Origin of the sequence: Pseudomonas sp. GL-R-26, assembly GCF_019947365.1 — a bacterium.
Lineage (GTDB): Bacteria > Pseudomonadota > Gammaproteobacteria > Pseudomonadales > Pseudomonadaceae > Aquipseudomonas.
In genome coordinates this window covers 323,627-344,006 of sequence record NZ_JAGYGI010000001.1, presented here as the reverse complement: position 1 = coordinate 344,006, position 20,380 = coordinate 323,627, and the positions used below count along the sequence as shown (strand labels likewise).

At 60.1% G+C, this 20,380-nt stretch carries 18 protein-coding genes; 12 read left to right on the top strand and 6 right to left on the bottom strand.

The annotated features are described in order from the left end of the window. Positions 1-7 precede the first annotated feature (7 nt). From ssuC to KGA96_RS01520, 3 genes are read left to right on the top strand one after another with little or no spacing between them, the layout of a single operon-like run. Positions 8-790: an aliphatic sulfonate ABC transporter permease SsuC gene (gene ssuC / locus KGA96_RS01530; RefSeq protein WP_046039103.1), complete on the top strand. Its 783-nt coding sequence runs from the start codon at positions 8-10 to the stop codon at positions 788-790. Continuing rightward, positions 787-1,593: an aliphatic sulfonates ABC transporter ATP-binding protein gene (gene ssuB, locus KGA96_RS01525; RefSeq protein WP_046039105.1), complete on the top strand. Its 807-nt coding sequence runs from the start codon at positions 787-789 to the stop codon at positions 1,591-1,593. The genes ssuC and ssuB overlap by 4 nt, the downstream gene beginning before the upstream one ends. A gap of 33 nt (positions 1,594-1,626) precedes the next feature. Next, positions 1,627-1,842: a molybdopterin-binding protein gene (locus KGA96_RS01520; protein ID WP_007967989.1), complete on the top strand. Its 216-nt coding sequence runs from the start codon at positions 1,627-1,629 to the stop codon at positions 1,840-1,842. A gap of 118 nt (positions 1,843-1,960) precedes the next feature. On the opposite strand, the gene KGA96_RS01515 is transcribed toward KGA96_RS01520, so the two are convergent. Continuing rightward, positions 1,961-2,599: a TetR/AcrR family transcriptional regulator gene (locus KGA96_RS01515; protein WP_046039109.1), complete on the bottom strand. Its 639-nt coding sequence runs from the start codon at positions 2,597-2,599 to the stop codon at positions 1,961-1,963. 267 nt (positions 2,600-2,866) lie between these two features. Continuing rightward, the gene (locus tag KGA96_RS01510) at positions 2,867-4,243 is read right to left on the bottom strand and encodes a glutamine synthetase family protein (protein WP_046039110.1); all 1,377 of its coding nucleotides are present in this window, start codon (positions 4,241-4,243) and stop codon (positions 2,867-2,869) included. A 667-nt stretch (positions 4,244-4,910) separates the two neighbouring features. On the opposite strand from KGA96_RS01510, the gene KGA96_RS01505 reads away from it, so the two are divergent. The 7 genes from KGA96_RS01505 (at position 4,911) to KGA96_RS01475 (ending at position 13,299) form a co-directional block, all read left to right on the top strand. Next, positions 4,911-6,269, top strand: coding sequence for a glutamine synthetase family protein (locus KGA96_RS01505; protein WP_046039112.1), 1,359 nt, complete (start codon positions 4,911-4,913; stop codon positions 6,267-6,269). Between the two features lie 58 nt (positions 6,270-6,327). Then, positions 6,328-7,692: an aspartate aminotransferase family protein gene (locus KGA96_RS01500; RefSeq protein WP_046039114.1), complete on the top strand. Its 1,365-nt coding sequence runs from the start codon at positions 6,328-6,330 to the stop codon at positions 7,690-7,692. A 188-nt stretch (positions 7,693-7,880) separates the two neighbouring features. Next, the gene (locus KGA96_RS01495; RefSeq protein ID WP_046039115.1) at positions 7,881-8,993 is read left to right on the top strand and encodes a polyamine ABC transporter substrate-binding protein; all 1,113 of its coding nucleotides are present in this window, start codon (positions 7,881-7,883) and stop codon (positions 8,991-8,993) included. 188 nt (positions 8,994-9,181) lie between these two features. After that, a complete protein-coding gene (locus KGA96_RS01490) occupies positions 9,182-10,279 on the top strand; it encodes a polyamine ABC transporter substrate-binding protein (RefSeq protein WP_046039116.1) in 1,098 nt (365 codons plus the stop codon). Positions 10,280-10,352: 73 nt separating this feature from the next. Further along, a complete protein-coding gene (locus KGA96_RS01485) occupies positions 10,353-11,495 on the top strand; it encodes an ABC transporter ATP-binding protein (RefSeq protein ID WP_046039118.1) in 1,143 nt (380 codons plus the stop codon). 35 nt (positions 11,496-11,530) lie between these two features. Then, a complete protein-coding gene (locus tag KGA96_RS01480; RefSeq protein WP_185754762.1) occupies positions 11,531-12,412 on the top strand; it encodes an ABC transporter permease subunit in 882 nt (293 codons plus the stop codon). Beyond that, complete coding sequence (locus KGA96_RS01475; RefSeq protein WP_046039121.1) at positions 12,409-13,299, top strand: ABC transporter permease subunit; 891 nt, start codon at positions 12,409-12,411, stop codon at positions 13,297-13,299. Before KGA96_RS01480 ends, KGA96_RS01475 begins: the two co-directional genes overlap by 4 nt. 142 nt (positions 13,300-13,441) lie before the next feature. Here the strand turns inward: KGA96_RS01475 and KGA96_RS01470 are convergent, their stop codons facing one another. After that, a complete protein-coding gene (locus KGA96_RS01470) occupies positions 13,442-14,083 on the bottom strand; it encodes an HD domain-containing protein (protein ID WP_223511381.1) in 642 nt (213 codons plus the stop codon). 196 nt (positions 14,084-14,279) lie between these two features. On the opposite strand from KGA96_RS01470, the gene KGA96_RS01465 reads away from it, so the two are divergent. After that, the gene (locus KGA96_RS01465) at positions 14,280-15,245 is read left to right on the top strand and encodes a GlxA family transcriptional regulator (RefSeq protein ID WP_046039125.1); all 966 of its coding nucleotides are present in this window, start codon (positions 14,280-14,282) and stop codon (positions 15,243-15,245) included. 75 nt (positions 15,246-15,320) lie between these two features. Here the strand turns inward: KGA96_RS01465 and KGA96_RS01460 are convergent, their stop codons facing one another. Together KGA96_RS01460 and KGA96_RS01455 are read right to left on the bottom strand one after the other, a co-directional pair. After that, entirely contained in the window at positions 15,321-17,720 is a 2,400-nt protein-coding gene (locus KGA96_RS01460; RefSeq protein WP_223511379.1) for a penicillin acylase family protein, read from the bottom strand. A 103-nt stretch (positions 17,721-17,823) separates the two neighbouring features. Next, positions 17,824-18,405, bottom strand: a complete 582-nt coding sequence (locus KGA96_RS01455) for a DUF6436 domain-containing protein (RefSeq protein ID WP_046039128.1) — start codon at positions 18,403-18,405, stop codon at positions 17,824-17,826. 96 nt (positions 18,406-18,501) lie between these two features. On the opposite strand from KGA96_RS01455, the gene KGA96_RS01450 reads away from it, so the two are divergent. Then, positions 18,502-19,449 (top strand): alpha/beta hydrolase, encoded by a 948-nt coding sequence (locus KGA96_RS01450; protein ID WP_046039130.1) that lies wholly within the window; start codon positions 18,502-18,504, stop codon positions 19,447-19,449. Positions 19,450-19,578: 129 nt separating this feature from the next. Here the strand turns inward: KGA96_RS01450 and KGA96_RS01445 are convergent, their stop codons facing one another. Then, positions 19,579-20,331: a DUF2059 domain-containing protein gene (locus KGA96_RS01445; protein WP_046039132.1), complete on the bottom strand. Its 753-nt coding sequence runs from the start codon at positions 20,329-20,331 to the stop codon at positions 19,579-19,581. Positions 20,332-20,380: the final 49 nt, after the last annotated feature.

Here is a 20,380-nt window from a genome sequence, read left to right as displayed (position 1 = left end):
GCGCGCCATGAACAAATTCATCCACAGCCTGGCGCCCTGGGCGTTGCCGGTGTTGCTGTTGGCGGTATGGCAGTTGAGTGTGTCGGCGGGTTGGTTGTCGACAAGGATCCTGCCGGCCCCCATCGCCGTCATCGAGGCCGGTGTGAGCCTGGTGCGTAGCGGCGAAATCTGGACGCACCTGGCGATCAGTGGCTGGCGCGCCGCGCTGGGCTTCACCATCGGTGGTGGCATTGGCCTGACCCTTGGCTTCATCACCGGCCTGTCGAAGTGGGGCGAACGCCTGCTCGACAGTTCGGTGCAGATGATCCGCAACGTGCCGCACCTGGCGCTGATTCCACTGGTGATCCTGTGGTTCGGCATCGACGAGTCGGCGAAGATTTTCCTGGTGGCGCTGGGCACCTTGTTCCCGATCTACCTCAACACCTATCACGGCATCCGCAACGTCGACCCGGCGTTGGTGGAGATGGCGCGCAGCTATGGACTGAGCGGTTTCAGCCTGTTCTGGCAGGTGATTCTGCCGGGGGCGCTGCCTTCGATACTGGTCGGCGTGCGCTTCGCGCTGGGCTTCATGTGGCTGACGTTGATTGTGGCGGAAACCATTTCCGCGAGTTCCGGCATCGGCTACCTGGCAATGAATGCCCGAGAGTTTTTGCAGACTGACGTGGTGGTGCTGGCGATTCTGTTGTACGCGGTGCTCGGCAAACTGGCCGACCTCGCGGCCCGTGGACTTGAACGAGTGTGGCTGCGCTGGCACCCGGCCTATCAGGTTGCCAAGGGAGGTGCAGCATGATCGCCGAGCAACCTCCACGCCTGCTGCGCGGCATTCCGCTGGCGGTGCGCAAGCTGCAAAAAACCTTCGGCTCGCGGCAGGTGCTGCGCGAGATCGACCTGCACATTCCGGCGGGCCAGTTTGTCGCTGTGGTCGGTCGCAGTGGCTGCGGCAAAAGTACCTTGCTGCGCTTGCTCGCAGGCCTCGATCAACCAACTGGCGGTGAGTTGCTCGCCGGTGCCGCGCCATTGAGTGATGCGCGGGAGGACACGCGGCTGATGTTCCAGGAAGCGCGTTTGCTGCCCTGGAAAAAGATCATCGACAACGTCGGTCTGGGCCTTAAGGGCAACTGGCGGCCGCAAGCGCTTGAAGCCTTGGAAGCGGTGGGCCTGGCCGATCGCGCCCACGAGTGGCCGGCTGCGCTGTCCGGTGGACAGAAGCAACGCGTGGCATTGGCCCGTGCGTTGATTCATCAGCCGCGCCTGTTGTTGCTCGATGAACCCTTGGGGGCGCTGGATGCCCTGACCCGAATTGAAATGCAGCAACTGATCGAACGGCTCTGGCAACAGCACGGTTTCACGGTGTTGCTGGTGACCCATGACGTCAGTGAAGCCGTGGCGATTGCCGATCGGGTGATCCTGATCGAAGACGGCGAAGTCGGCCTCGACCTGCACGTGGAACTGCCGCGCCCTCGGGTGCGCGGTTCCCATCGGCTGGCGGCGCTGGAAACCGAAGTCCTCAATCGCGTGCTGGCGCTGCCCGGCCAACCACCGGAACCGGAACCTGTTTCACCCTTGCCTACGCAATTGCGCTGGGCTCAATAACTCAAGTCTTACCCAACGACAGGAATCAACATCATGACTATCAAGGCCATCAACGTTCGCAACCAGTTCAAAGGCTCCATCAAGGAAATCGTCCTGGGCGACGTGCTGTCGGAAATCGACGTGCAGACCGCGTCCGGCATCGTCACCTCAGTGATCACCACGCGCTCGGTGAAAGAGCTGGAGCTGGCGGTGGGCAGTGAAGTGATCGCGTTTGTGAAATCCACCGAGGTGTCGATCGCCAAGTTGTAAGGCGAATGCGTAAACAACAACCCCGAAGGGTTTGAGCCCTTCGGGGTTTTTTGTGCGTGTGATTCATTGAGATCGGTGGTGCCGCCTTCGCGAGCAGGCCAGTAGGCCAATCAAGAAATCAGGATGGAATGCTGCGCTTGGGCAAATACGGTGGCAAATACAACCCCACATAAGCATCAAACACCCGCATCCCTTCCTCTGCCATGCGCGGCGTAATCTGCCCGTGCTGCTGCACCGAGCGCGCATACACCCGGTCGCCCAGTTCCATGGCCAGGGCGAACACATCGACATCACTCGGCAATGTCGGCAGCTCGAAGTGATGGTCGAACAGCTTGTGCATCAGGTCGCCCAGCTCGATGTCGTGCTGGCGGTCGGCTTGGGTGACTTCGGTCAGACCATGCTGGGCCAGAATGAGTTGGCGGGCCGCGGCGTCCTCGGCGTAGATGTCGAGCATGCGTTGTTCCACCAGTCGCGACAGATCGCGCCAGCCATCCAAGGCGAGGTGATCGATGGGGGCTTGCAGGCAGGCGCGGAAGGCCGCGTGGACGTCAGCGGTCAAGGCTTCAAGCAACGCCGGCACGCTGGCGAAGAAGTGGTAGACCGAGGAGGGCGGAATCTCCGCGCGCTCGGCGACGCTGTAGATCGACAGACTGGCCACGCCCTCGGCGGCCAACAGCGTGCGGGCCGCATCGAGTATCGAATCGATCCGGGCCTGGCTGGTTGCGCGGGGTTTGCGGGGGGTGGCTACGCGTGTCATTGGAGTCTCCTGCGGGGCAGCGGGCATTGTACGCAGAGCGGGCAGATGTTCCATATCCCCCTGTGGCGAGGGAGCTTGCTCGCGCTGGGTCGCGAAGCGGCCCTAAAACCGGTAAATGCGGTGCACCTGATAGAACCGTCTCGCGGATTAGAGGGAGTCCTTCGGCCTCCAGCGGGAGCAAGCTCCCTCGCCACAGGGATTGATGTTGGCCATAAAAAAACGCCGCAGGCTATGAGGCCGGCGGCGTTTCTTCACTACTGCAACCGCTTACACGGTATGCAGGTACCAGTTGTACTCGAGGTCGGAGATGGAGTGTTCGAACTCCTCCAGCTCGCTCTCTTTACAGGCCACGAAGATATCGATGTATTTCGGATCGATGTACTTGGCCATGACTTCGCTGTCGTCCAGCTCGCGCAGTGCATCGCGCAGGTTGTTCGGCAGGCTCTGCTCGTTCTGCTCGTAGCTGTTGCCTTCCACTGGGGCGCCAGGCTCGATCTGATTGGTCAGACCGTGGTGCACCCCTGCCAGGACCGAAGCCATCAGCAGGTACGGGTTGGCATCGGCGCCGGCTACACGATGCTCGATGCGCACGGCGTCGGAGGAACCGGTCGGAACGCGAATCGCCACCGTGCGGTTATCCAGGCCCCAGCACGGCGAGTTCGGCACGTAGAACTGTGCGCCGAAACGACGGTAGGAGTTGACGTTCGGGCAGAGGAAGGCCATCTGCGCCGGTAGGGTCTCGAGCACACCGCCGATCGCGTGACGCAGTGCGGCGTTCTGCTCGGGATCCTCACTGGCAAAAATGTTCTTGCCGTCTTTGTCGAGAATCGAGATGTGCACGTGCAGACCATTACCCGCCTGGCCTGGGTAAGGCTTGGCCATGAAGGTGGTGTCCATTTCATGGTCGTAGGCGATGTTCTTGATCAGGCGCTTGAGCAGGACCGCGTAGTCGCAGGCCTTGATCGGGTCAGCCACGTGGTGCAGGTTCACTTCGAACTGCGCCGGGGCACTTTCCTTGACGATGGCGTCGGCCGGAATACCTTGCTCTTTTGCACCTTCCAGAATGTCCTGGAGGCAGTCGACGTATTCGTCGAGGTCGTCGATCAGGTAGACCTGAGTCGAGTGCGGACGTTTGCCGGAAACCGGCGAGCGAGGTGGTTGCGGACGACCGTTCACGTTCTCCTGGTCGATCAGGTAGAACTCCAGTTCGAACGCGGCGCAGATGGTCAGGCCCATTTCGTCGAACTTGCGTACCACATTGGCCAGCACTTCACGCGGGTCGGCGAAGAATGGCTCGCCTTCGAGTTCGTGCATGGTCATCAGCAGTTGCGCGGTCGGGCGCTTCTGCCATGGCTCATTGCATAGGGTATCGGGGATTGGATAGCAGATTCGGTCAGCATCACCGATGTCCAGGCCCAGGCCGGTGCTTTCCACCGTCGAGCCATTGATATCCAGAGCAAATAAAGAGGCCGGCAGGTTGATGCCTTTCTCGTAAACCTTGTGGAGGCTGGTGCGTTCAATGCGCTTGCCGCGCACCACACCATTCATATCCGCAATCAGAAGGTCAACGTACAGAACCTCAGGATGTTCCTTAAGGAACGCGTTCGCTTCGTTAAGCTGAACGGCACGCGGGGGTACCGACATGATGCAACACCTTTGTTGTTAAAAATATCAATCATTGATCTTTTCAGATTCCAGTCAACCCGAACGGCATGCCGAAGTCAAGCGAGGCCTTTTTTGCCCTAAAAAAGCGCCCGTGTGGCTTTTTTGAGGCACTTTGGGGCGTTTTTATGCCCTTGACCTCTATGGCGCCCGCAGGCTTGAGCGGGCCGTGTTGTATTTTTTACGGGGGTGTTGTGTAAAAAAATGAACAAGGCTAAGCTCGAATCAAACCCATAACAGCAATAATACCGGGGTGCTTCATGTCTCGCCTGCCGATAATCGGCGTCACCGACTGCTCAAGACAGGTCGGTCGGCATGTTAATCACATCAGTGATGACACGTCCGTCCGTTCCGTGGCCTCAGCGGTTCTGGTGATCCTCCCATCCGTGACGGTTCGACCGTCCCCGTCCGATATTCTGGACGGTCGCGATGGCACCCCCATTACGGTTACTCCATTCAATATAGAACCGATTCACAATAGCGGCCTGACCATCGTTCAGGGCACCGCTCGCGATTCTGCACGCCCGGCCTCTGCAGCCGTGTCGGCAAGCACGATAATCTGCCGCGCAAACGCTCTACAACGCGACGCCGATGCGTCAAACAACGCCTGACCTTAAAAGGGTCGGACAACTCAAGCCTAGAGGCATTTATGAGTAACAACCTCGACCAGCTCACCGATTGGTTGAAAAACCACAAGATCACAGAAGTCGAATGCATGATCGCCGACTTGACCGGGATTACCCGGGGCAAGATTTCGCCGACCAACAAATTCATCGCCGAAAAAGGCATGCGTCTGCCAGAAAGCGTGCTGTTGCAGACAGTGACCGGCGATTACGTCGAAGACGACATCTATTACGAACTGCTCGACCCGGCCGACATCGACATGATCTGCCGCCCCGACCAGAGCGCGGTGTACCTGGTGCCGTGGGCCATCGAGCCGACCGCCATCGTCATCCACGATACCTACGACAAGCAAGGCAACCCGATCGAGTTGTCGCCGCGCAACGTGCTCAAGAAAGTCCTGAAACTCTATACCGACAAAGGCTGGCAGCCGATCGTGGCGCCGGAAATGGAGTTTTACCTGACCAAGCGCAGTGACGACCCGGACTACCCGTTGCAGCCGCCGATCGGCCGCTCCGGTCGCCCGGAAACCGGTCGTCAGTCGTTCTCCATTGAAGCGGCGAACGAATTCGATCCGCTGTTCGAAGACGTCTACGACTGGTGTGAACTGCAGGACCTGGACCTCGATACGCTGATCCACGAGGACGGCACGGCGCAGATGGAAATCAACTTCCGTCACGGTGATGCCCTGTCCCTGGCCGACCAGATCCTGGTGTTCAAGCGCACCATGCGCGAGGCCGCGCTCAAGCACAACGTCGCTGCGACCTTCATGGCCAAGCCGATGACCGGCGAGCCGGGCAGTGCCATGCACTTGCACCAGAGCATCATCGACATCGAGACCGGCAAGAACATCTTCTCTAATGAAGACGGGACCATGAGCCAGCTGTTCCTGCACCACATCGGTGGCCTGCAGAAACTCATTCCCGAGCTGTTGCCGCTGTTCGCACCCAACGTCAACTCGTTCCGCCGCTTCCTGCCGGACACCTCGGCGCCGGTGAACGTGGAGTGGGGCGAAGAGAACCGCACCGTGGGCCTGCGGGTGCCGGATGCGGGGCCGCAAAACCGTCGGGTGGAAAACCGCCTGCCGGGCGCCGATGCCAACCCGTACCTGGCGATTGCCGCGAGCCTGCTCTGCGGTTACATCGGCATGGTCGAAGGCCTGAACCCGAGCGCGCCGGTGGTGGGACGTGGCTATGAACGCCGCAACCTGCGCCTGCCGCTGACCATCGAAGACGCGCTGGAACGCATGGAAAACAGCGCAACCGTCGAGCGGTACCTGGGCAAAAATTTCATCACTGGCTACGTCGCGGTCAAGCGGGCCGAGCATGAAAACTTCAAGCGCGTGATCAGTTCGTGGGAAAGGGAATTCCTGCTCTTTGCCGTCTGATACGCCGGGCGTCGCCGCTGTCTGGCGGCGCCTTCACCTGATTTTTTAGGAGATTCGTATGACCAGCAACAATCCGCAAACCCGTGAATGGCAAACCCTGAGCAATGATCACCACCTGGCTCCGTTCAGCGACTTCAAGCAGCTGAAAGAGAAAGGCCCGCGGATCATCACCAACGCCAAGGGTGTTTATCTCTGGGACAGCGAAGGCAACAAGATCCTCGACGGCATGGCCGGCCTGTGGTGTGTAGCGATTGGTTATGGTCGCGATGAACTGGCCGATGCCGCCAGCAAACAGATGCGCGAACTACCGTACTACAACCTGTTCTTCCAGACCGCGCACCCGCCGGTACTGGAGCTGGCCAAGGCCATCGCCGACATCGCGCCGCAAGGCATGAACCATGTGTTCTTCACCGGTTCCGGCTCCGAAGGCAACGACACCATGCTGCGTATGGTTCGTCACTACTGGGCGATCAAGGGCCAGCCGAACAAGAAAGTCATCATCAGCCGCAAGAACGGCTATCACGGTTCCACCGTGGCCGGCGCGAGCCTGGGTGGCATGACGTACATGCACGAACAGGGCGACTTGCCGATCCCGGGCATCGTTCACATTGCCCAGCCGTACTGGTTCGCCGAAGGCGGCGACATGACCCCGGAAGAATTCGGTATATGGGCGGCCAATCAGCTGGAAGAAAAGATTCTGGAAGTCGGCGTCGACAACGTCGGCGCCTTTATTGCCGAGCCGATCCAGGGTGCCGGTGGCGTGATCATTCCGCCAGAGACCTACTGGCCGCGCATCAAGGAAATCCTCGCCAAGTACGACATCCTGTTCGTGGCTGACGAAGTGATTTGCGGTTTCGGACGTACCGGTGAGTGGTTCGGTGCCGATTTCTACGACCTCAAGCCCGACATGATGACCATCGCCAAGGGCCTGACCTCGGGCTACATCCCGATGGGCGGCCTGATCGTGCGTGATGAAGTGGTGGACGTGCTCAACGAAGGCGGCGACTTCAACCACGGTTTCACCTACTCCGGGCACCCGGTGGCGGCGGCTGTGGGGCTGGAAAACATCCGTATCCTGCGCGACGAAAAAATTGTCGAGCGCGTGAAGTCAGAAACGGCACCGTATTTGCAGAAGCGTCTGCGGGAACTGAACGATCACCCGCTGGTGGGTGAAGTTCGTGGGGTGGGTCTGTTGGGGGCCATCGAACTGGTCCAGGACAAGGCCACGCGCAAGCGTTACGAAGGCAAGGGCGTCGGCATGATCTGCCGCCAGTTCTGCTTCGATAACGGCCTGATCATGCGCGCCGTCGGCGACACCATGATCATCGCTCCGCCACTGGTGATTACACCGGCGGAAATCGATGAGCTGGTGACCAAGGCTCGCAAGTGTCTTGACCTGACCCTGAGTGCATTGCAGGGCTAAGTGCTAGGCTCTGAGCGGAAGTCCAAAGTTCTACATATGTAGTAGGAACTTTCGCTCAGAACTGTCAGAAAGCATGGCCGTTTCCTTGAAAGACCGATGTGGATCTTGCCAGACTAGCCGCGGTTCCAGTTGCCCGGGTTCGGTCGCTGAACAAGTGGTTCAAAAAAGAAAAATTTGGAGCATTACGCATGAAGGCACTAGGTAAAAAGCTCGCTGGCAAGACTCTGCTTGCCATGTCCGTGATGGGTTTGATGGCGGGCGCGGTTCAGGCCGATGACAAAGTACTGCACGTGTACAACTGGTCCGACTACATCGCACCGGACACCGTCAAGAAGTTTGAAGACGAGTCGGGCATCAAGGTTGTCTATGACGTCTTCGACAGCAACGAAACCCTGGAAGCCAAGTTGCTGGCTGGCAAGTCCGGTTACGACATCGTTGTACCGTCGAACAACTTCCTGGCCAAGCAGATCAAGGCCGGCGTCTACCAGAAGCTGGACAAGTCCAAGCTGCCTAACTGGAAAAACCTGAACACCGACCTGCTCAAGGCTGTTTCCGTGAGCGACCCGGGCAACGAGCACGCCTTCCCGTACATGTGGGGTTCGATCGGTATCGGCTTCAACGCCGAGAAGGTCAAGGCTGCACTGGGTGCCGACGCACCGGTCGATTCCTGGGACCTGATCTTCAAGCCTGAAAACGCCGCCAAGTTGAAATCGTGCGGTATCAGCCTGCTGGACTCGCCAACCGAGATGATTCCGGTGGCGTTGCACTATCTGGGCCTGCCAACCGACAGCCAGAAGAAAGAAGACATCGACAAGGCTGAAGCGCTGATCATGAAGGTCCGTCCTTCGATCGCCTACTTCCACTCGTCCAAGTACATCTCCGACCTCGCAAACGGCAACATCTGCGTGGCCGTGGGTTACTCGGGTGACATTTACCAGGCCAAGTCCCGTGCTGCTGAAGCCGGTGACAAGGTGAAAGTCAGCTACAACATTCCGAAAGAAGGTGCAGGCAGCTTCTACGACATGGTCGCCATCCCTAAAGATGCCGAAAACGTCGAAGGCGCCTACAAGTTCATGACCTTCCTGCAGAAGCCGGAAATCATGGCTGAAATCACCAACGCCGTGCGTTTCCCGAACGGTAACGCGGCTGCCACTCCACTGGTGGATAAAGACATCACCAGCGACCCGGGCGTTTACCCACCTGCGGACGTGTTGGCCAAGCTGTACGCAATTGCCGACTTGCCGGCCGCGACCCAGCGGATCATGACCCGCAGCTGGACCAAGATCAAATCCGGTAAATAAGCCGGTTTGATTCAACAACCTGTTGTCGCCACCCGCGCGGTGGCGACAACAGGTGTAATTAAATGACAGAAAGTTTTGCTGGAACGGTTTTTCGAGGGTAAGTTGCGCGCCGGTTTTGTTGCCGGGCAACCACGGTTGTCATGTAGCGCGGGGCAACTTGGGCCCAACTAATTTCAGAGGACCTCCACTTGCCTATTTTTTCTTTGTTGCGCAATGCCATGCTGGTGGGTGCCGGGCTGACGATTGCTGTCAGTGTCCAGGCCGCCGGTACTGTGCATATTTATAACTGGTCGGACTACATCGGCGAGACCACCCTGGCCGATTTCCAGAAAGAGACCGGTATCAAGCCGGTTTATGACGTCTTCGATTCCAACGAAACCCTGGAAGGTAAATTGCTGGCCGGGCGTACCGGCTACGACGTGGTCGTGCCGTCGAACCACTTCCTCGGCAAACAGATCAAGGCCGGGGCATTCCAGAAGCTCGACAAGTCGCAGCTGCCGAACTATTCGAACCTCGACCCGGTGCTGCTCAAGCGCCTTGAGCAGAACGATCCGGGCAACCTGTACGCCGTGCCGTACCTGTGGGGCACCAACGGCATCGGTTACAACGTCGACAAGGTCAAGGCTGTGCTGGGCGTCGACAAGATCGACTCCTGGGGCGTTTTGTTCGAGCCGGAAAACATCAAGAAACTGCACAGCTGTGGCGTCGCGTTCCTCGATTCCGCCGATGAAATGATGCCGACAGTGCTCAACTACATGGGCCTGAATGCCAACAGCACCAACCCTGAAGATTACAAAAAGGCCGAAGATAAGTTGCTCGCAGTGCGGCCTTATGTGACCTACTTCCACTCCTCCAAGTACATCGCGGATCTGGCCAACGGCGACATCTGCGTGGCGATCGGTTTCTCCGGCGACATCTTCCAGGCCAAGCACCGCGCCGAAGAAGCCAAGAAAGGCGTGAACATCGCCTACTCGATTCCGAAAGAGGGCGGCGCGCTCTGGTTCGACATGCTGGCGATTCCGAAGGACTCGGCCAACGTCAAGCAGGCCCACGCCTTCATCAACTATTTGCTGAAGCCTGAGGTAATTGCCCAGGTCAGTGATTACGTCGGCTATGCCAACCCCAACCCGGGGTCGGACAAACTGATGGAACAGTCCATTCGCACCGACGAAGCGGTCTATCCACCGCAAGAGGTGCTCGACAAGACCTACGTGTCGGTCGAGTTACCACCGAATATTCAACGTTTGATGACCCGCAGCTGGACCAAGGTCAAGTCGGGTAAATAGCTTCAAGGCTCAAACTATCCAAGGTTGGCTCACCTTGAGCGAACTGCACTCTTTTTTTCTGGGAGTTTCGTAAATGGCAGTTGCCTCCGGCGCCTATAAGAAAGCCCTCGAGGGCGACCAGCAACCTAAACAGGTGCTGGTCAAAATCGACCGGGTCACGAAGAAGTTCGACGAGACGATTGCCGTGGACGATGTGTCCCTGGAAATCAAGAAAGGCGAAATTTTCGCCCTGCTCGGCGGTTCGGGATCGGGCAAATCCACTTTGCTGCGCATGCTCGCAGGTTTCGAACGGCCCACGGAGGGACGCATTTTCCTCGATGGCGTAGACATCACTGACATGCCGCCCTACGAGCGGCCGATCAACATGATGTTCCAGTCCTACGCCTTGTTCCCGCACATGACCGTGGCGCAGAACATCGCCTTCGGCCTCAAGCAGGACAAGATCCCGGCCGCTGAAGTCGACGCCCGCGTGGCCGACATGCTCAAGCTGGTACAGATGAGCCAGTACGCCAAGCGCAAGCCGCATCAGTTGTCCGGTGGTCAGCGTCAGCGTGTGGCCTTGGCCCGTTCCCTGGCCAAGCGTCCGAAGCTGCTGCTACTCGACGAACCGATGGGTGCACTGGACAAGAAGCTGCGTTCGCAAATGCAGCTGGAGCTGGTGGAGATCATCGAGCGCGTCGGCGTGACCTGCGTCATGGTGACCCACGACCAGGAAGAGGCCATGACCATGGCCGAGCGCATCGCGATCATGCACCTGGGCTGGATCGCCCAGATCGGCAGCCCGATCGACATCTACGAAACCCCGACCAGTCGCCTGGTCTGCGAATTCATCGGTAACGTGAACATCTTCGAAGGCGAAGTGATCGACGACGCCGAAGGCCACGCGATCATTACCTGCAAAGACCTGGATCGCCAGATCTACGTCGGCCACGGCATCAGCACTTCGGTGCAGGACAAGTCGGTCACCTACGCGATCCGTCCGGAAAAACTGCTGGTCACCGCCGACATGCCGACCTGTCAGTACAACTGGTCCAGCGGCAAGGTGCATGACATCGCCTACCTGGGCGGGCACTCGGTGTTCTACGTCGAACTGCCAAGCGGCAAGCTGGTGCAGTCGTTCGTGGCCAACGCTGAGCGCCGCGGGCAGCGTCCGACCTGGGGTGATCAGGTCTACGTGTACTGGGAAGACGATAGCGGCGTGGTACTTCGCTCATGAACATGCGCAAACTCAAACGCCGTCTCAATCGAATAATTCCCGGTGGCCGTCAAATGGTCATCGGGGTTCCCTTCATCTGGCTGTTCCTGTTCTTCATGCTGCCGTTCTTCATCGTTCTGAAGATCAGCTTCGCCGAAGCGGACGTGGCCATTCCGCCCTATACCGAAATCTACAGCTACGCCGAGCAGAAGCTGCAGTTGCTGCTTAACCTGGGCAACTACGCGATGCTGGCCGGTGACGAGTTGTACATCGCCGCTTATCTCGGCTCGTTGAAGATGGCGCTTTTCAGCACCATCCTTTGCCTGCTGATCGGCTACCCGATGGCCTACGGTATCTCCGTTGCCCGCAAGGAAGTGCAGACGGTGCTGGTGCTGCTGATCATGATGCCGACCTGGACCGCGATCCTGATCCGCGTTTACGCGTGGATGGGCATCCTCAGCAACAACGGCCTGCTCAACGGTTTCCTGATGAGCATGGGCTGGATCGACGAACCGCTGCAGATCCTCAACACCAACCTGGCGGTCTACATCGGCGTGGTTTATTCCTACCTGCCGTTCATGATTCTGCCGCTGTACGCCAACCTGGTGAAACACGACCATAGCCTGTTGGAGGCTGCATCGGACCTGGGTTCGAGCACGTTCAACAGCTTCTGGAAAATCACCGTGCCGCTGTCGAAAAACGGCATTATCGCAGGCGCAATGCTGGTGTTCATCCCGGTGGTGGGCGAGTTCGTGATCCCGGAACTGCTCGGCGGTCCGGAAACCCTGATGATCGGTAAAGTGCTCTGGCAAGAGTTCTTTAACAACCGTGACTGGCCGGTGGCGTCTGCCCTGGCGGTGGTGATGCTGGCGATCCTGATTGTGCCGATCATCCTGTTCAACCGCAGTCAGGCCAAGGAAATGGAGGGTAGAGAATGAAGCGCTTCCGTTTCTCCAGCCTGATGCTGGTACTGGGTCTGTTGTTCATCTACCTGCCGATGCTGATCCTGGTGATCTACTCGTTCAATGCCTCCAAGCTGGTGACGGTGTGGGGTGGTTGGTCGATCAAGTGGTACGTCGGCCTGCTCGACAACACCCAGCTGATGGGCTCGGTGGTGCGTTCGCTCGAAATCGCCTGCTACACGGCGGTGGCGGCGGTGGCGCTGGGTACACTGGCGGCGTTCGTCCTGACGCGCATTACCCGCTTCAAGGGCCGTACCCTGTTCGGTGGCCTGGTGACTGCGCCGTTGGTGATGCCTGAGGTGATCACCGGTCTGTCGCTGTTGCTGCTGTTCGTGGCCATGGCGCAGATGATCGGCTGGCCGCAGGAACGCGGTATCGTCACCATCTGGATCGCCCACACCACGTTCTGTGCGGCCTATGTGGCGGTGGTGGTCTCGGCGCGCTTGCGCGAGCTGGACCTGTCCATCGAAGAGGCGGCCATGGACCTCGGTGCACGGCCGTGGAAGGTGTTCTTCCTGATCACCATCCCGATGATTGCGCCATCGCTGGCGGCGGGCGGCATGATGTCCTTCGCGTTGTCGCTGGATGACCTGGTGTTGGCGAGCTTCGTGTCGGGCCCGGGTTCAACGACCCTGCCGATGGAAGTGTTCTCGGCGGTGCGTCTGGGCGTGAAGCCCGAGATCAACGCCGTGGCCAGCCTGATCCTGTTGGCAGTGTCGATCGTGACCTTCATGGTCTGGTTCTTCAGTCGTCGCGCCGAAGAAAGCCGTCGTCGTGCGATCCAGCAGGCGATCGAGGAAGCAGCAGCCGACTCGTGGAAGCAACCGGACGTGCGTCGCGCGCAGGCACCGGAAGCGGCTTGAGCAATGCCGGGTTGACCTCATTATCGAGTTCAGCCCAAGTCCAAAATGTAGGAGCGAGCCTGCTCGCGATGACGGAATGTCAGTCGACTTAATTGTTGCCTGACACACCGCTATCGCGAGCAGGCTCGCTCCTACATTGGTTTTATGCGACCCAAGGGGATTTGCGGATGACCTCGACGAAGTTCATCGGCTTGAACCCCGGCTCCTGATCAACCAGCACATCGGTTTTCACATTGCCGAACGTGGTCTGCGGACGATGGCGCAAGCCGTCGGCAAACGCGCAGATGATGCACTCCTTGAATCTCTCGCCCCGTGGATGCGCATGCACCACCGCTTCGCGCTGCACGCTGGAAAACGCCGCGTAGTCCATGCCCAGCACGTCCATCTCGACGCCAGCCGTGACCAGCGCCACGGTGGGCCGCAAGTGCTGAGGCACGCCCGGCGTGGTGTGCAGGGCAATCGATAGCCAGACCTGTTCGATGTCGTCATCGCTCAACCCGTAGGGCTTGAGGAACGCCGCTGCCGCGTTTGCACCATCGACTTCGAAGCGCTCGTTGTCGCTGCGATGACCTTGCACCAGGCCCAGGTCATGGAACATCGCGCCGACGTACAACAACTCCGGGTTGTAGGCCAGTTGCTTGCGCTCACCGCTCAGTGCGCCGAACAGGAAGACCCGGCGCGAGTGGTGGTAGAGCAGGTCGGACTCGATGTCACGAATGTATTCGGTGGTGGCCTTGGCCAGTGCGCTGTCGGGGATCTGGATGCCGGCGATGGTGCTGCTCATGGAGTTTTCCTCTTCGTGATGAGGGTTTCAGTCTGTTCCGGCCCCCGAAACCGGACAATCGATCCATGGCTGCGATCCCGGCCAATGAGCGTGCATATCGCGCCAACCTCGCTTGTTGCGTGTGGATTGGCTAGGGTTGAACCGGGTTAGTGAGTTTACTGTGGCGATCCAGATTCATTGAGGGCGTTTTCAGGCCATGAGTAAAACCGTAGCCATCGTGGTGTTTGCCGGCGTCCAGTCGCTGGATGTCACCGGCCCCATGGATGTGTTTTCAGAGGCCAATCGCTTCCTCGCCCCTGAGGATCACTATCGTCTGGAGGTGATTGGCGTCGAGCGCGGGATGATGGCGTGCTCCAACGGTTTGGCACTCAATGCCCATCGGCATTTCAGCGAAGCGCTGGAGCCGTATGACCTGTTGCTGGTGGCTGGCGGGCCGCAGTTGCCGTTCATGGATTTCGGCAGGGTATTCGATGGCTGGTTGCGCGATGCCTGTGCCCGGGCCACGCGCTTTGGCTCGATCTGCAACGGCGCGTTCATGCTCGCCCGGGCCGGATTGCTGGAGGGGCGCACGGTCACCACGCACTGGCAGGACGCATCGGATCTGGCGGCGTTGTGCCCCACGTCTCGGGTGGAAGCGGATCGACTGTATGTTGAGGATGGCGAGCTGTTCACCTCGGCCGGGGTCACAGCGGGGATCGATCTGTCGTTGTATCTATTGGGCCGGGATCACGGGCCGGAAGTGGCGCTGAATGTCGCCAAGCGGTTGGTGGTGTTCACCCAGCGTTCGGGCGGGCAATCGCAATTCAGCCCGTTCCTTACGCCCCACGCCGAACCGGATTCGGCGGTCGCAATGGTCCAGCATTACGTGTTGGCCAACCTGACGGGCGATCTGACCATCGCCGACCTGGCCAATGCCGCCAACATGAGCGCGCGCAACTTCTCCCGGGTGTTTGCCAGGGAAGCGAAAATCACCCCGGCCGAGTTTGTCGAGCGTGCACGGGTCGATGCGGCGAGGACGCTGCTGGAAAGCACCCGCGCGCCGCTCAAGACCGTGGCCTATCAATGCGGTTTTCGCGATGCCCAGCACATGCGCAGTGTGTTCAATCGTAGATTGGGGGTGACGCCTCAGCAGTTCAGGTTGAATTTTGCGGCGATGGTTTGAGCTGACATTTTTTGTTGTCTGTGAGGGCCCCTTCGCGAGCCTGCTCGCGCAGGGGCCGGTCCAGCCAGCAAAAATCTATGGCACAGCCCGCGCCGGCAACAGCTTCAACGTACTGCGCGTATTGGCCGTGACCTCTTCATCATTGAGATGCGCCTGGAAGTACATCCCCTCGACGTAGGCCTCGGCCTGATCATCATAGTGGCTGTCGAACAGGACGCCGCTCTGGCCGACCGGGTTGACGGTCAGGCTGTGGGTCGGGTCGTCGAAGTCGATCAGGCGTCGGGTCGAGGGGCCGTAGGTGACGGGCCAGGGTGCCGGTCCGATTTTCGCCGAGAGGTTGTTCGGTACTTCATGAGTGCCGGGTGCGGCGAAGGGGCCGACATTGAAGAACAGGTCCAGCGGCTTTTGCTGCCCCAGCGGATGGCCATGGGTCAATGTGTGCGCACTGCCCCACTGCCATTGCGAGGCGTCTGCGCCGAGGGTGCTCTTGAGGTGCGCGAGGCTGGCTTGCCAGGCGGCCTTCACCGTGTCGGCACGGGTTTCCTTGCCCTGGGTGTTGCGGTTGTCCCACCACGGTGAGTCGGCGCTGGCAGCCAGGCGGGGGAGCGCGGCATCGATCACCCGGGTCGAGAGCAGCGTTTCGAAGAAGTCGTTACCCAGCTCATCGTGCATCGTCGCGTCAGCCAGGTTGAACAGGAACTGGTTGAACAGCGTGGCGCTGGTCGAGTCGAGGGGGTAATCGCCTTGCCACTGGGCCAGTTGCTCCACCAGCTTGAGCTCGGCGGGATCGCTCACCACTTCGCGTAACACCGGCAACAGCGGTGCCAACAGGCGCGGGCCGTAGGCGGTGGTGGTGCCCAGTTGCAGCTTCTGGCTGTTTTCCAGGTCCCATTTGACCGTTTTGTCGCTGAGCTGGCGATTGAGTTGCTGGCCGCGATCGGCAAGGTTGTAGTAGCCGGGAATCTCCATGCCGGTCGGCGACACCGGCTGGAAGTTGGCCGAGACGATGTAGCCCCGCGCCGGGTTTTCTTCCTGGGGGTTGGCCGTGAACGGGTAGAAGCCGTCCTTGTCCGCCTCGGCGGTGCTGCCGTCGAGGATGAACCACGGGCGTACGCCCGCCGGGCGTTTAGGCAATTGCGCCGCTGCCCACCAGCCGATGTCACCCTTGGCATTGGCCCAGACAACGTTCAGGCCCGGGGCCTGGATTTTTGCCGAGGCACTGCGGGCCTTGGCCAGGGTGTCGGCGCGATTTAGCTGGTAGAAGCCCTCCAGGATCGGGTTCTGGCTTTCGAGAAACGCCCACCACATGGCAATCGGCGTTTTGCCGGCGCCGCTGCCCAGGGCATCGTTAACGATCGGACCGTGGGGCGATTGACGCAACACCAGGGTGACTGGCGCCTGGCCCTTGACCGCGATCTGCTGCTCGCTGGTCGTCATGTCCACCCACTGGCCGTGATACCAGGCTTGATTAGGGTTGTCCGGGTTGACCTTCTCGGCGATCAGGTCGAGGTCGTCGTTCTGGAACATGGTGATGCTCCAGCCGAAGTCGCGGTTCATGCCCAGGGAGGCAAACGGCATCAGGGCCTGATAGTGGCCGTAGAGTTCGAAGCCCGGCGCCGAAAGTTGCGCTTCGTACCACACCGACGGCGCGGAAAAACGGATATGCGGATCCCCCGCCAGCAGCGGTTTGCCGCTTTGGGTCCGGCTGCCTGCGACGACCCAGGCGTTGCTGCCCTCGAACTGTGGCAGGCCGTTGTCAGCCAGGGCTTGTTCGCTCAGGCGGGCGAGGGCGTTGAGGTCTTTCCAGTCGGCGCTGGCCAAGGGGGTGCCAGTGCCGTTGAGCACGCCCTTGGGCTGCCAGTCGAGATCGAAGACGTTCAGGTATTCGGGCCCCAGTTGATCACGCACGAATGTCAGCAAGGGTTCAGTACGAAATGCCGCGGCAAAACTGTACGCCATGTAGCCGGCGATGCTGATGGTGTCCTGGGCGGTGAACGGGCGTTTTGGAATGCCCAGCACATCGAACTCCACGGGTTTTGCGTGGCTGTCCTGATACTGGTTGATGCCGTCCAGATAGGCTTGCATGGCGATAAAGGAGGGCGACTGCTTGTCGAGATTCGCGAAGTAGGTTTCGGCGCGTTCGCGAATGCGCAGGCTACGCATCAGTTTGTCGGTATCGAGCAGTTTCGGCCCCAGTACTTCGGCCAGTTCGCCACGGGCCAGGCGACGCAGGACTTCCATTTGGAACAGGCGGTCCTGGGCATGCACATAGCCGAGGGCGCGATACAGGTCGGTTTCGTTGTCGGCGCGGATGTGCGGGACGCCGCGCTCGTCGTAGCGCACAGTGACGGAGCCTTGCAGGTGTTGCAGTTCCACCATGCCCTGGCGTGACGGCTGCTTGCTGTAGAAGTACCAGCCGGCCCCGGCGGCCAGCGCGACGATCAACAGAGCGAGAGCGGTCAGGCTGCGTTTCATGGAGACTCCTTGTTGTTATTGTGATTCCTGGTGCCACTGTGTAACACGGCGTGCCGATTTGGCGCATCGCCCGTAGGAGGGATTCGTATTACCGCGTCTTTCCCTATTTAGTTGGCTCGACAGGCCACGGGCAGTAACACCCCACCGCCAGTGTGTGCGTGGCACTCACCGCACGTCCCTCATCCAGCGCTTGCAGGATCGGTTCGATAAAGCTGTTGCTCGAATTGCAGGTCAGGCCTTCGCTGTAGGGGCCGAAGTACGCCAGTTTGCCGCTGCGATCCCAGATTGCCACGGCCGGGCTGGCGGGGACCTGTTCGGAGCCGGGCAGGACGTCAATGGTTTTCAGACGGCTCAAGGTGCTTGGCAATTGGCCATGGCTACCGGGCTTTTGCACAGCATAGAATTCCACGCCATGGGGGGCGTAGCGCTCGACCAGTTCGCTCAGGTGTTGTTGATTGCCGACATTGCACGGGCAGGCCGGGTCCCAGAAATGCACCAGACGGATGGCGCCAGGCCCGGCGAGTGCTTCGGGAAGGCGCAGCGGATCGCCGGAAAACATCGCGGTGTGCTCGCTGAACGCCCGCAGGTAGCGCCCCTGGAACCAGTCGTAGGCCGCCCACAATACACCGGCACACATCACGGCGAGCAGGCTGGCAAACAGGGTGGCGCGAAGGGGCGAGCGCATCGGTTCAGTCCTCGAAGGTCGGCTAGCTTGCCATGCTTGCCGCGACAGAAGAATATCGCAGGCCTACAAAGTCCGTTTCACGCTCTGGAATCGTCCATGCCGGCCACTTTCGACCCCGATCTTTTACGTGCAAGTCTGCTGCCATTGGCGGCCGGGCAGCCGTTGTCGGCGCAGGCGCAGGCTTACCAGCGATTCTACGGGCTGGATTTTTCCCCGCGTCAGGTGCGCCGTGGCCTTGGGCGATTCGAGGTCGACGGTTATGAGCTGGTCAGCCAGTTCTGGTGGCCTGAGCGAGCAAAAGCGACGCTGTTTGTCATCCACGGTTTCTACGACCACACCGGGCTCTACCGGCATGTGATCGAATGGGCGCTGGACCAGGGCTTTGCGGTGATTGCTTGCGACTTGCCGGGACATGGCCTGTCCAGCGGCGAACGGGCGAGCATCAAGGATTTCGCCGAGTACCAGGACGCGCTGCAAGGCCTGTTCAGCGAGGCGCAGTCCCTCGACTTGCCGCAGCCGTGGCACCTGTGCGGGCAGAGCACCGGCGGGGCTATCGTGATCGATCATGTGTTGAATGCGGGGGCGAACAGCCCGGCCCAGGGCCAGGTGATTCTGCTGTCGCCGCTGGTGCGGCCGCGGGCGTGGGGTTGGTCGCAGCTGAGTTATTACGTGCTCAAGCCTTTCGTCAAAGCCATCGCCCGGCGTTTCAGCGAGAACTCCAATGACCCGGCCTTTCTGCCGTTCCTGCAAGCCGATCCGTTGCAGCCGTTGCGCCTGCCGACGGCCTGGGTGGGCGCATTGGCGCGCTGGATCAAGCGCATCGAGGCCGCCCCCATGAGTACCCGTCGGCCGCTGATCGTGCAGGGACAGGCCGACATGACGGTGGATTGGGAGCACAACCTGGAAGTGTTGCGAGGCAAGTTTGATCGGCCGCAGGTGTTGATGTTGCCCGAGGCACGGCATCATCTGGCGAATGAGACGCTGGTGATGCGAGAGGAGTATTTCGGGTTTTTGACCAGGCGGATCAAGGGTCGGAATCCCTAGTGCCTGCTCCGGCCCCTTAGCGGGCAAGCCCGCTCCCACAGGTTTTGCGGTGATCACAAATTTGTGGGGTGACTCAAAACACTGTGGGAGCGAGCTTGCTCGCTATAGCGGTCTATCAGTTGGTGAGGATCACTGGGTCAGGTTCGAATTGCTCTGTCCCACCGCCAACCCCGCCCGGATTGCCGCCAATGCGGCTTGATAATAAGCCTGGCCTTCCGTCGATTCGGCAAAGGTCGCGAACTCTTCCAGTTCGTTGTCCGACAGGTCGCGATAGACATACAGCAGTGTGTTGTTCAGGTCGCTGCCGATCTGGTCCATCAGGCGCTGGCGCTGGCCGTTGAGCATGCCCTGGGCCTGACCGGCACCGAGCAGGCCCGGGATCATCGAACTCAAGCTATCGGCGGCGACGCCAGCAATCGCCAGGCTGACTTCCGCGCCGGCCTCGCGTGCAGGCAGGGCTTGTGCCAAATGGCCGATGATCAGCATGCGGCTGTCGCTGGCCTGCATCTTCGGCAGGCCCTTGGCGTTTTTCGCCAGTTGGTCGCGACGGGTCGCCAGCAGTTCGGCGGCCACGACTTTCTTGCCCAGGGGCGACTGGAAAAACGTCAGCGCGGGTTTGGGGTTGGTGAGGTTTTTGCGCAATTGCGCTTCGGCTCGCTGGTCCACGGCCTGGGCGGAAAATCGCTGATTGCTGTTATTGACCAGTGCCTGAAACACCGTCGGTGGCAGGCTGCCCTGGTAGCGTTGCTGAGCGGCCGAGAGGGCGTCGCTGAAATGCGCGCGTTGTTCCGGCCAGCCGGCGACCTTGTACAACTGGTCGTGGCCGTCTGCCCAGGCGGGCAAAACGCAGAACATCAGCAGTGATAAAAGCAAACGGCGCATAGGGACTCCTGTCAGCAGGCGACTATTCTCCGTGCGGCATCCCTGCTTG

What these genes read in the sequence shown, in the direction of transcription:
- KGA96_RS01445 (WP_046039132.1), bottom strand. Translation starts at nt 20,331, where the DNA reads ATGCGCCGTTTGCTTTTATCACTGCTGATGTTCTGCGTTTTGCCCGCC.
- KGA96_RS01515 (WP_046039109.1), bottom strand. Translation starts at nt 2,599, where the DNA reads ATGACACGCGTAGCCACCCCCCGCAAACCCCGCGCAACCAGCCAGGCC.
- KGA96_RS01505 (WP_046039112.1), top strand. Translation starts at nt 4,911, where the DNA reads ATGAGTAACAACCTCGACCAGCTCACCGATTGGTTGAAAAACCACAAG.
- KGA96_RS01485 (WP_046039118.1), top strand. Translation starts at nt 10,353, where the DNA reads ATGGCAGTTGCCTCCGGCGCCTATAAGAAAGCCCTCGAGGGCGACCAG.
- KGA96_RS01460 (WP_223511379.1), bottom strand. Translation starts at nt 17,720, where the DNA reads ATGAAACGCAGCCTGACCGCTCTCGCTCTGTTGATCGTCGCGCTGGCC.
- ssuB (WP_046039105.1), top strand. Translation starts at nt 787, where the DNA reads ATGATCGCCGAGCAACCTCCACGCCTGCTGCGCGGCATTCCGCTGGCG.
- KGA96_RS01455 (WP_046039128.1), bottom strand. Translation starts at nt 18,405, where the DNA reads ATGCGCTCGCCCCTTCGCGCCACCCTGTTTGCCAGCCTGCTCGCCGTG.
- KGA96_RS01495 (WP_046039115.1), top strand. Translation starts at nt 7,881, where the DNA reads ATGAAGGCACTAGGTAAAAAGCTCGCTGGCAAGACTCTGCTTGCCATG.
- KGA96_RS01500 (WP_046039114.1), top strand. Translation starts at nt 6,328, where the DNA reads ATGACCAGCAACAATCCGCAAACCCGTGAATGGCAAACCCTGAGCAAT.
- KGA96_RS01450 (WP_046039130.1), top strand. Translation starts at nt 18,502, where the DNA reads ATGCCGGCCACTTTCGACCCCGATCTTTTACGTGCAAGTCTGCTGCCA.
- KGA96_RS01470 (WP_223511381.1), bottom strand. Translation starts at nt 14,083, where the DNA reads ATGAGCAGCACCATCGCCGGCATCCAGATCCCCGACAGCGCACTGGCC.
- KGA96_RS01510 (WP_046039110.1), bottom strand. Translation starts at nt 4,243, where the DNA reads ATGTCGGTACCCCCGCGTGCCGTTCAGCTTAACGAAGCGAACGCGTTC.
- KGA96_RS01520 (WP_007967989.1), top strand. Translation starts at nt 1,627, where the DNA reads ATGACTATCAAGGCCATCAACGTTCGCAACCAGTTCAAAGGCTCCATC.
- KGA96_RS01475 (WP_046039121.1), top strand. Translation starts at nt 12,409, where the DNA reads ATGAAGCGCTTCCGTTTCTCCAGCCTGATGCTGGTACTGGGTCTGTTG.
- ssuC (WP_046039103.1), top strand. Translation starts at nt 8, where the DNA reads ATGAACAAATTCATCCACAGCCTGGCGCCCTGGGCGTTGCCGGTGTTG.
- KGA96_RS01465 (WP_046039125.1), top strand. Translation starts at nt 14,280, where the DNA reads ATGAGTAAAACCGTAGCCATCGTGGTGTTTGCCGGCGTCCAGTCGCTG.